Annotated in this window: 6 protein-coding genes; all 6 read right to left on the bottom strand. The window is 50.1% G+C overall.

Translation table 11 applies throughout. From position 1 onward, the window contains the following. Nucleotides 1-2,033, bottom strand: a 2,033-nt coding sequence (ldhH, locus tag ACXLDX_RS01075; protein ID WP_457575338.1) for an L-lactate dehydrogenase (quinone) large subunit LdhH, incomplete at its 3' end; no start/stop codon positions are given. A 33-nt stretch (nt 2,034-2,066) separates the two neighbouring features. After that, nucleotides 2,067-2,630: a LutC/YkgG family protein gene (locus tag ACXLDX_RS01070; RefSeq protein WP_457575337.1), complete on the bottom strand. Its 564-nt coding sequence runs from the start codon at nt 2,628-2,630 to the stop codon at nt 2,067-2,069. Nucleotides 2,631-2,678: 48 nt separating this feature from the next. Next, nucleotides 2,679-4,022 carry a TRAP transporter large permease gene (locus tag ACXLDX_RS01065; protein ID WP_457575336.1) on the bottom strand — a complete coding sequence of 448 codons (1,344 nt, stop codon included), beginning with the start codon at nt 4,020-4,022 and terminating at the stop codon, nt 2,679-2,681. After that, nucleotides 4,012-4,533, bottom strand: coding sequence for a TRAP transporter small permease subunit (locus tag ACXLDX_RS01060; RefSeq protein WP_457575335.1), 522 nt, complete (start codon nt 4,531-4,533; stop codon nt 4,012-4,014). The genes ACXLDX_RS01065 and ACXLDX_RS01060 overlap by 11 nt, the downstream gene beginning before the upstream one ends. A 72-nt stretch (nt 4,534-4,605) precedes the next feature. Next, complete coding sequence (locus ACXLDX_RS01055) at nt 4,606-5,757, bottom strand: TRAP transporter substrate-binding protein (RefSeq protein ID WP_457575334.1); 1,152 nt, start codon at nt 5,755-5,757, stop codon at nt 4,606-4,608. A gap of 487 nt (nt 5,758-6,244) precedes the next feature. Further along, nucleotides 6,245-7,693, bottom strand: a complete 1,449-nt coding sequence (locus ACXLDX_RS01050; protein WP_457575333.1) for a sigma-54-dependent transcriptional regulator — start codon at nt 7,691-7,693, stop codon at nt 6,245-6,247. Between the last annotated feature and the right edge of the window lie 2 nt (nt 7,694-7,695).

The following is a 7,695-nucleotide window of genomic DNA, read 5'->3' as shown; positions in this document are numbered from 1 at the left end:
CGGATGGCATCAACCTTATCAAGGGTGATCTGTTTTGAGATCTGGGGGTGGCTGAGAAAGGAGTAGGTGCCGCCGAAGCCACAGCAGCGGTCACTGTTTTTCATCTCGTCAACTGTATAACCAGCTGCTTTCAGAAGATTTCTCGGTTCTTTCCAGACACCATTTCCCCGTTTGAGATGACAGGAATCATGGTAAGTTATTTTTTCCCGGGCCCTGGGTATTTTTCGTATTTCTTCCGTGGAGTTGAGGACTTCATCCAGAAACCTCGCTGCGTCCATTGTTTTTTCGGAGAGATCGGCAGCTTTGTCTTTCCATTCAGGTTCATTTTGGAGTCGTTTGACAAAATCTCTTTTTACTCCCATCGTGCAGGTGGGACAGAGGCTGAGGACATAATCAACCTTTACCTCCGAAAATGCCTGGACACTCTGTTTGGCCAGGTAGATGCCGGTTTCATTATCTCCCGCGTAGAGAGCGGGAATTCCGCAGCAGTTCTGGCCTGCAGGGAAAACCACTTTGACATTGAGATGATTGAGAACCCGGACAAGTGCAAGGCCGCTTTCCGGATATACAAAATCGGCACCACAGCCGATGAAAATGCCGACAGTAAAGCGTGGATTTTCAATGGATTGTTCAATTGAATCAAACTGCTCCCGAAAGGATTTTTCGGCAATTGAGGGCAGGTCCCGCCATTCAGTATAATCCCTGGCCATAAAGTGCATGGGGAGATGGCGGATAACAGGGACAGACGAGTCACCAGCTTTTCCCGTAAGCGGTTTCTGCAGTTTTGATGCGGCTTTCACCATTGAGTGAAAAAGGGCACGGTTTTTCATAATCGCTTTAAAGGCAACATTTTTAATGACACCCATACCGTATCTCTCCGTGATCTTGCTGCGCAGGTGGAGAATTATTTCTTCCAGGTCTATACCGGCGGGGCAGACTGCAGAACAGGACCGGCAGCCGATACAGGCACGGGTCAGCTCCCTTGCCTTTTCCAGTCCCTCGTAAAAGGCGGTGAGGATGATGCCGATGGCGGAGATATAGATGGAGCCGAACACGTGCCCCCCCACGGTCTGATAGACCGGGCAGACATTGGCGCAGGCACCGCACTGGATACAGCGCAGGGCATCCCGGCATGACCGGGACTGATAAAGGTCTTCCCGGCCACCGTCTATCAGGATAATATGCTGTTCTTTTGCTTCTTCACCCGCGGGCACGGCTCCCCGGATCCATGTAACATAGGAAGTGAGCAGTTGTCCGGTGGCATTGCGTGGCAGCAGGCGGGTGATCTTGACGGCATCTTCCATGGAGCGGACCAGCTTATGGATTCCGGCGAAAACAACGTGAATTTTCGGCAGTGTGGCGCAGAGCCTTGCATTGCCCTCATTGGTGACAAGGCCGATACCGCCTGTTTCCGCAATGAGAAAATTGGCCCCGGTAAGGCCGATATCCGCATCAAAATATTCCTGTCTCAGTCGGCTGCGGGCCACATCCACCAGGGTTTTGATCTCCGGGGCAAGGTCTTCACCGGTTTCCCTGCTGAACAACCTGGCCACATCTTCCTTGAACATGTGAATGGCAGGCATGACCATATGGCTGGGGCGCTGTCCGGCAAGTTGGACAATCCATTCACCAAGATCTGTTTCAGCAGCGCGGATACCGGCGGCTTCCAGGGCTTTATTGAGATGTGCCTCCTCGGAAACCATCGATTTTGATTTGGCAATGAGCTTTGCCTTGTTTTTTTCGGCAAGTTCTATGACATAATCATTTGCCTCTTTTGTGTTCCGGGCAAGAAAGATTTTGGAGCCGGCTTTTTCCGCGTTGCTGATAAACTGAAGCAGGAGTTTTTTCCGGTTGATGCGCACTTCGTCTTTAATGGTTGCAAGTTCTTCGCGTATCTGTTCAAAATCAAGGCCGGAAAAGGCCTTTTTACGGGCGACCAGATAGGCGTCGCCAAAAAGATGGAGGGCCTGGCTCAGTTTCGGGTTACCGATTGCCGTTTCCACGGATTTCTTAAAAGGTGATGAAGATGTCATATTTTCTTGTTCCTTTTTCCGTTAAGGCTATCCTTAATTCTTCAGCAGGTCATCGGAAATATTGTTGACAATCAGGATGTGCAGTTCCCTGGGGCCATGGCAGCCGATGGTCAATACACGCTCGATATCCGCAGTCCTGCTTGGCCCGGTAATATAGGCGATAAAAACAGCTTTATGTCCGGAATGCAGGGTGGTCATCGGTTTTATCGCCGCAAGGTTATCCGGTAGAATGGTTGCGGGGTCTACAATAACAAAGTGTTTTTCAGGCAGGGTAGTGGCCAGTCGGATGTTTTCATCGGTACTGTCCAGCACCACTGTGCCTGTGTCAGCCAGGGCGAAGTTCGAAAAGGTAACTCCTGCAGCGGGAATTTGACCCGCGTGACGGAAATCTCCCCGAAAGACATCAACTCCCTCTTCATACAGAAGTTCAGCCAGTTTGAATTCTGCTGCCAGCGGGGTGAATGGTACGAGGGTAGTGCCCTCAGTCTTTGACCCGATATGGGCAACAGCGTCCCTGATTCCGGCAAACTGGCAGGTCTGAGCACCGATTTTTCGGCTGGCGGTGATGAATGTTTCCAGAATATCCTGGTTCGGCATGGTCTGTTTTCCTGAAAATCAGAATTTAAAGGTATTCCTCTGCAGTAATCACCCGCCGAAAAAGAGCGAGGGCAGAAAGGTGACGATGGACGGAAATATGGCAATGATCAGCAGTCCGAGTATCTGCAGCAGGACGAAGGGAATGATTCCCCTGTAAATATGGCCCATGGTGTATCCTTCCGGTGCTACCCCTTTGAAATAGAAGAGAGCATAACCAAAGGGGGGAGTCAGAAAGGAGGTCTGCAGGTTAACACAGAGAAGGATGGAAAACCAGAGCGGGTTGAAATCGAGTTCCATGGCAATGGGCATGAAAATGGGCACAGTAACAAGGAGGATCGCCGCCCAGTCGATAAACATCCCCATGATGAAAACGATACCCATCATGATAAGAAGGACCATCCAGCGGTTCAGTCCGGAGCCCACGAGGACATCAGCCACCACGTCACCGCCGCCCATGGAGAGAAAAACAGTACTGAAGAATTTTCCGCCGATGAAGAGCATCATTACCATGGCCGTGGTGTTCATGGTGGCATGGGCTGATTCTTTCATGACCTGCCAGCTGAAATTACCACTGAAAACAGCAAGAACCATGGCTCCGAGGGCACCCAGAGCAGCGGCTTCAGTGGGTGTTGCGACACCGGCCAGAATGGTGCCCATAACCGCAAGAATAAGGGCCATAGGGGGGAGGAGTGATTTCAGGGTCAGCAGGATTTTCTGACTGGTACTCCACTTTGAGGCTTCTTCCCGGGTAATTGGAGGACCGAGCCTGGGGTTGATGGTGCAGCGGACAAGGATATAGAGAAAATAGAGACCTGCCAGGAGAAGGCCGGGGAAGATGGAACCGGCAAAGAGATTTCCCACTGAAGTTTCTTTCAGGCCGGTCAGGCCGCCGTAGACCACCATCATGATAGAAGGGGGGATAAGTATTCCCAATGTACCTGCCGCACAGATAATGCCTGCGGACAACTCTTTCTGGTATCCTCTTTTCATCAGGGCAGGGGTGGCAAGCAGACCCATTGCCACAACAGAGGCACCGATAATACCGGTGGTGGCGGCAAAGACGGTACAGACAACAACCACTGCCAGGCCCAGGCCTCCCTTCAGCCCGCCCAGAACAACAAAGAGTGTTTCAAACAGTTTATCGGCCACTTTGGAGCGGTCAAGGAGCTGGGCCATGAGAATAAAGAGAGGAATGGCAACGAGAACATAATTGTTCATCAGCCCCCATGTATTATTGGCAAACATGTTAAAAAGAGCGGCAATATCCCAGCCATTGTCTATCAGGCCGAAAAGAGTGGCGACCGCTGCCAGGGTATAGGCCAGGGGATGACCGAGGGTAATTGCACCAATCAGGGTGGCGAACATGGCCACGGTTAATATTTCAGGACTCATTTTTACCTCTCTCTTCTTTTCCGAACAGGATCTGCAGATCATGGATTAAGTTGGAAATTCCCTGCAGGAGGAGAAACAGAAAACAGATCGCCATTATTACCTTGAAGGGATAAACGGGTGGTGCCCAGCTTGTTGAATTCAGTTCATGTTCCGCAACAGATGTAAGGGCAAATTTACCAGACCAGATAGTCATACAGATCATGACCGGCATGAAAAAGAACAAGGTGGTTAAGGCACTTAAAAATGCCCTTATTTTCGAGGGAGCCAGAGATGTGAAAATATCCACCTGCACATGGCCTTTTTTGACTTCAGTGTAGGAAATGCCGAACATATAGTGCATGCCGTAAATAAAGGCGGTGGCTTCAAATCCCCAGATGGTCGGAGAATTAAATCCATAACGCATGAATACCTCATAAATCACCACACCGAGCAGGGGAATAATAAGCAGTGAAGTCAGTTCACCCTGCCTGGTTATGAAGGTATCGATAGTTTTGGAAATTTTGGATAACATCGTGGTTCCTTGGCTTGGATTTTACACCGCTCCTTTATACATTCAGAGGGAAGGAGCGGTTTTGGGAGAGGTTTATTCAGTGATTCGGCCTGAAATATATGTTTCATAAGGCCATGGGGTGGCGCCGCTGCGGGCATTTCGCCAGACTGAGTACTCTTTGATAAACTGTTCCTGGCTGTCCAGGGCTTTTTTCACATCAGGATGTTTGCTTTTGACGTCATCCAGATATTTTTTTGTGGTTTTCCTGAATTCGACAAGGGTGTCACTGTCCATTTTGACAATTTCAATTTTTTCCTTGAAACGATTGATCGCTTCCGCATTCAATGCATTGATCCAATTATAACTCCATGCCTGGGTTTCCGCGGCGGCGAGCTTGACAATTTCCTTGAGATCCTGCGGCAGTTCGTCCCATGCTTTCTGATTGAACATGAGACCGCACTGGATGGCAGGCTGATGGACACCGGGTTGAATGGCGTACTTGGTTATTTCGTCGAATCCCATGGGATAGTTGATGGCCGGGGAAGAAAATTCTGCGGCATCGATAACGCCTCTTTCCAGGGCAAGGTACACTTCACCGCCCGGTAACGGACTTACTGAAGCCCCGAGGTTGTTCATGATGTCCATGAACCAGCCGACAGTTCTCATGCGCATTCCCTTGAAATCCTCCATTCTGGTGGCGCGTTTGTTAGAGAAAAGCCCCATTTCCTGGCCGAACTGACCACCCGGCAGTGCGTAGAGACCAAACTGACCATAGAGTGCCTGCATCTGTTCGAGACCGCCTTTTTCGTAAAGCCAGATATTGTATCCTTCCGCATCAAGACCAAAGGGTACGGAACCAAAGGCGACGAAGGCTTCGTTCTTGCCTTTCCAGTATCCGGGCCAGTCGTGGCCGACCTGGGCGGATCCTTTGGAAACGGCGTCAAAGGTCTGCATTGCAGGCACCAGTTCTCCCGCGGAAAAGGGTTTGATATCAAGACGACCGGCAGAAGCCAGGCGAACGCTGTCAGCGAAATGGACAGCGACATCATAAAAGAGCAGTCCCTTGGACCATGGCATGACCATTTTCCATCTGATTTTTTTGGTCGATGGCTTGAATTTGATTCGTTTTGCCGACTTATGCCGGGAGTCCATGCCGAATTTTTCACGTTTTGCCGCATCCGCAGATCCGGCGGCTGCTCCGACGGACATGATTACACACACTGCAATGGCCAGAAATCTTTTCATTGTGTCTCCTCCTTGGAAATCATGGATTAGGTGGAATTTTACCACCCGCTGTTTCTGTCACACGTAAAGCACTATATGTGCCAGAGGAGCGCAGATATGAAATATAATGATATTTCAGTTTGATAGATGAAGTGTTGAGTGGAAGTTAATTGATTGGAAGGAGGAAAAGGAAGGTTTTGTCTGAAAAATCAGACTGTTCTGTCCGACTTTTGAGAACACCAAAATCTGTGACAACTTCACACTGTTTTTCTTGACTGTGGTTTGGCTCACGGACATATGATTTGCAATGAATATCGCAATGTCGTTAACTTAAGCGGTGAGTCCCATTCCGACCTTGTCCGAGGGACGCTGTAAACCCGTCCCTGGGGGCTTGTCTGCAGCCGTCCTGGCTGCAGACACCCTCGGCCAAGGTCAGAATGGGACTGACATTGATGGATACCGTTGAGAAAATTATGAGGGGCATCCGCTCACTGATCCGGGGAACGGTTTACAGTCTGAGGCTGTTCTTTTTCAAAAGAGCATAGAGGTGGGAGCGTGAAAGGCCGGAAATGTCCAGAATTTTTCTGAGTTCTCCGTTGCATTGCCGTATGAGTTCACTGAGATAAATTCGTTCAACAGCGGATTTAAATTCTTTGAGAGGCGGCAGGGAACTGTCGACAATATCTTCAAAAATAAGTTGTCCAATTTTTCGGACATTTTCTCCGGCAGGTTCGTCCGCAGGCGGGACCACCTCAGAGCCGGTCATGTTTTTTATCTGGGATTTTGCCACTCTTATCCGCAGGTCACGGGCCAGATGTACACTGTAGAGGGTCTCTTCTTCGCCGGCATCGACCATGGCCCGCTCCAGGATGTTGAACAGTTCCCGCACATTGCCAGGCCAGTCATAGCCGTTGAGAGTGGTGAGGAAATCTTCCGCCAGTTTTTTTTCTTCAAAGCCGAACGTGTTGCAGAGGTATTCCATCCGGTTGCTGATAAGCGGCAGGATATCTTCCTTCCGGCTTCTCAAGGGAGGAAGCCTGATATGCATGGTTTTTATACGAAAGAGCAGATCGCTGCGGAACCGTTTTTCTGCAACCATAATATCGAGATCCCTGTTTGTGGCGGCAATCAGTCGGAAATCACTGGTCTCTTCCCTTGTGGCACCCACCGGTCGGAAATGCTTTTCCTGAAGAACCCGCAGGAAGACTTTCTGGATGGAAAGGGGCATCTCACCTATTTCATCCAGAAACAGGGTGCCGCCGTCGGCAAGTTTAAAGAGCCCCTGGTGGTCGGCCTGGGCGCCGGTAAAGGCCCCTTTTTTATGGCCAAAAAGGGTTGATTCAACAAGAGTCTCAGTAAGAGATGCACAGTCGACAATGACGAATCGTCTGTCTGCCCGTTTGCCGTTGTTATGGATCGTTCGCGCGAAGAGTTCCTTGCCTGTCCCGGTTTCTCCGGTGATAAGGACATTGGTATCTGCCCTTGCCGCCTTAGCGGTCAACCGCAGGCTGGCCCTGATACCCTGGCTGGTACCAATGACATGGTTGGGAGGAATTATTTCTTCCGGAATCTTCCTGGTCTTTTCTTCCCGATATTTCAGGGCGCGGTTTAGGGTGAGAGTGATTTCCTTGACGGAAGAGGGCTTGAGAAGATAATCCCAGACACCGCCTTTGATGGCAAGTTCGGCACCGCTCGGATCCCCTCTGCCGGTCAGGATAATGACTTCCGGATGTTTTGGTTGTGCCATGAGATTCGGCAGGATTTCAAGGCCGTTACCGTCCGGGAGGTGCACATCAAGAAAAATCACGTCATATTCTTCTTCAGTGGCCATTCTGAGGCCGGATGTGAGGGTATGGGCCATGTCGCAGTTGTGACCCATTCTGGAGATCAGGCTTTCCATTGTCTCACAGGCCTCAATGTCGTCATCGATGATCAGCATATGGCCGTTGTTCTTCATGG

The organism is Desulfomarina sp., assembly GCF_054039375.1.
This window is presented reverse-complemented; position numbering and strand designations above follow the sequence as displayed.

Coding starts and splice junctions, on each gene's coding strand:
- ACXLDX_RS01070 (WP_457575337.1), bottom strand. CDS start 2,630: ATGCCGAACCAGGATATTCTGGAAACATTCATCACCGCCAGCCGAAAA.
- ACXLDX_RS01065 (WP_457575336.1), bottom strand. CDS start 4,022: ATGAGTCCTGAAATATTAACCGTGGCCATGTTCGCCACCCTGATTGGT.
- ACXLDX_RS01060 (WP_457575335.1), bottom strand. CDS start 4,533: ATGTTATCCAAAATTTCCAAAACTATCGATACCTTCATAACCAGGCAG.
- ACXLDX_RS01055 (WP_457575334.1), bottom strand. CDS start 5,757: ATGAAAAGATTTCTGGCCATTGCAGTGTGTGTAATCATGTCCGTCGGA.
- ACXLDX_RS01050 (WP_457575333.1), bottom strand. CDS start 7,693: ATGAAGAACAACGGCCATATGCTGATCATCGATGACGACATTGAGGCC.